The organism is Luteococcus sanguinis, from assembly GCF_039527675.1.
Lineage (GTDB): Bacteria > Actinomycetota > Actinomycetes > Propionibacteriales > Propionibacteriaceae > Luteococcus > Luteococcus sanguinis.
Genome location: NZ_BAAAKI010000039.1, coordinates 1 through 2879, shown reverse-complemented (window position 1 = coordinate 2879; position 2879 = coordinate 1). Strand labels below are relative to the sequence as shown.

General features: G+C 67.4%; 3 protein-coding genes. All 3 read right to left on the bottom strand.

Annotation, left to right across the window (positions count from 1 at the left end):
• Nucleotides 1-1898, bottom strand: a 1898-nt coding sequence (locus tag ABD089_RS13760) for a tyrosine-type recombinase/integrase (RefSeq protein ID WP_343887032.1), incomplete at its 3' end; no start/stop codon positions are given.
• The gene (locus ABD089_RS13755; protein WP_343887033.1) at nucleotides 1867-2214 is read right to left on the bottom strand and encodes a tyrosine-type recombinase/integrase; all 348 of its coding nucleotides are present in this window, start codon (nucleotides 2212-2214) and stop codon (nucleotides 1867-1869) included. The genes ABD089_RS13755 and ABD089_RS13760, both read right to left, overlap by 32 nt.
• 50 nt (nucleotides 2215-2264) lie before the next feature.
• On the bottom strand, nucleotides 2265-2879 hold a 615-nt coding region (locus tag ABD089_RS13750; protein ID WP_343887031.1), incomplete at its 5' end, for a tyrosine-type recombinase/integrase.

Here is a 2879-nt window from a genome sequence, read left to right as displayed (position 1 = left end):
AGGGTGTTGAGACGGTTGATCAGGCGGAGGTGGCGTTCGGTTTCGGGATCCCATCCGCGGTGTTGGGCGTCGTCGGCGAGGGCTCTGGCGTCGTCGCGTTGGGCTTGGAGGACGGGCAGGTAGGTGCGGGTGGTGTGGAAGCTGGTGCAGTTCTCGCAGATGTTGGCGTAGCTGCAGGCTCCTTGGGCTGGCGCGCGAAGGCAGTAGCCGCCTGCCAGTGCGGTCTTGATGGTCGGCGTGGTGCGCCAGTCGACGCCGTCGTCGAGGTCCTCACCGGGGGTTGGAGGCAGCGCGCCGATGCGTTGTTTGGCCAGGTCGAGCGCTCGTTCGTATTCGTCACGGACGGTGGAGTCGAACAAGCGCCCGTAGCGCAGGCTCATCTCGGCCGAGGAGTGCCCGAGGATGACCATGAGGGCTTGGAGGGAGACGCCGGCGTTGACCAGGGCGGTGGCGTAGGTGTGACGCAGCTGGTGCGGGGTGACGTGCCCGATCTTCGCGGTCTGGGTGGCGTGGTTGAGGACGTGGCGCAGCCGGTTGGAGCCGATGCGATGCCCGTGGTCGGTGAACAGGAAGTCAGCAGGTTTGCCTGTGCGAGGGTGCGGGATCGGCCTGCCAGGTGTGCGGGTGGTGGTGATCCTGTCCAGCAGAGTGAGGATGTCGGCGTCGATGGGGACCATCCGTTCGGTCTCGAGCTTGCCGAGAGGGACTTTCAGCCAGGACCCCGCGCCGGGTAGGTCGATCACGGCATCCAGCTCCAGGTCGAGCAACTCGCCGATACGCAGCCCGCAGGCGCGCTGCAACAGCAGCGCGTCGGCTGCGAGCCTGTCCGGGTTGTCTTCGAGGGCTTGCTGCAGGCGCCGGTCCGCGTCGGGTGGCAGGAACCTGGGCAGCGGCTGCGGCAGGCGGGGAACATCGCTGCGGAACATCAGTTTGCGAGCCGGTGCAGTGGGCCAGCCCCATTCGGTGATGTCGGTGAGGAAGTTGCTGACTGCCAGGATCCGGCGGGCTTGTTCGGCCGTGGTCAGTGGCCGTCGGGTCGCGGGGCTGGTGATCTGTGGCAGTGAGCTCATCCAGGCCTCGATGTGGGCGCAGCGCTCCAACCGGTCCGGCGTCAGGGTGGCGTCGATGCGGGTGACGAAGGTGGCGAACGCGGCCAGGCGGGTGGTCAGCCCGGAGACCGTGGAGGCCTTGCAGGTGACGGCCTTGCGTTCCAGATAGCCGATCAGCAGCGACTTCATCGGGTCGGGGACCTCGCCCAGGCGCCGCTGGTAGGGCCAGCGGGTCTGCGCTGGTGGCGGCGGGGCGGGCAGGACCTTGTGGTGGAACAACACGGTGCGGGTCGCGGTCGCGCAGCCGCGGTAGTGCTTCCAAGTGCGGCCGGTGGCCTGCTCTCGTTGCTGGCCGGCGAAGTTGAGCGCGTCGAAGTCGGCGGTGGTCAGATCGTCCAATCGCTTGCCGGTGGCGAACAAGACTCGCGCGAGGACCTGGCTGGCCATTGCCCTGGCGGTCTGCTCGCTGTAGCCACAAGCTCGCGCGGCGGTGATGAACTCGTCGAGGTCTTCACCGATCGTGGTGCCGGCAACGTCGCGCCAGATCGAGGAGAACTTGCGATGGACCAGATACTGCCATGACGGGTGCAACCGGCCAGTGACCAGCAGGAACGTGATGAACGGGCGAGTCCCTGAGTTCGCCTGCAGTTGGATCTCCAGCGGTTCATCTGCCCAAGTCTGCGGGTCGGGCCAGCGCTCGACGAAGACCCTCGCCCAGTATCGGTAGGCCGAGTTCCCCCGCCCGGTGCGGGCCAGATGGTCGCGGTAAGCGGCCAGCAGCGCCTCGCCGGTCTCGGCTGGTCGCAGGCCAGTGGTGTCAGTGGGTGCGTGCGCGGCTGCGAGCGGCATCGTATTCGGCTTTCACGTGGATGGGGGCCAGATGGATGTAGCGGGCGGTGGTCTCGACATGGGCATGCCCCAACAGGGCCTGCATCACCGCCAAGTCGACACCGGCCTCGGCCAGGGCGGTGCCGAAGGTGTGGCGCAGCGCATGCGGGGCGCCAGCCGTGACTCCGGCCATGCCGCGGTGGTAGCGAAATACCGTGCGCAGACCGGCCGGTGTGAGGGGCTGTCCGCGGTGTGGTCCCTTGGAGACCACGAACAGTTCCGCTGCGGTGGTTTCGGGGCGCTCAGTCATCAGGTAGGCGTTGAGCACCGCCGCGATGTCGGTGTCGAACGGGACACGACGGTCCTTGGCTCCCTTGCCGTGGACGGTCAGCCAGCGGCGCCCATGTCGACGTCGGCAACCCTCAACGACAGCACTTCACATGATCGCAACCCGCAATAGAGCATCAACCCGGCCATGGCCAGGTCCCGCTTGCTGTGCAGGCTCGCCAACAGCGCGGAACACTCCGCAGCGGACAAGGCCCGCGGGAGCCGGCGCGGGGTACGCAACCGAAGCCGAGATCGAGGTGCGGGGCGTCGTTTCGTGTGGGCCAGCAGCCCCGAGCGCTCACCAGGGGCGAACCACGACGACGGGCGGCCCTTCGGGATCGGCGAGACGCGGTCGGCGTCCCGCATGGACAAGAACTCATACGTCCCCGACACCGCTGCCAGGCGCAGGTTGATCGAGGCCGGTGCGAGCTGGTCCATCCGCCGTCCATTCAGATCGACCACATTCGGACCGGCCCTGCCCGGGATGTGCTCGTGGCGGCAATGGTCCACAAACTCCAGCATCGCCTCGACATCCACGTCGTCGACACTGTGACCCGAGACGCTCAACCAGCGGGCAAAGGCCACCAACCCGTAGCCGTAGGTGCGGATCGTGCGAGGCGAGTAGCACCGATCCGCCAGATAACGCAGATACGCATTCGGCGCCGCCACCAAGTC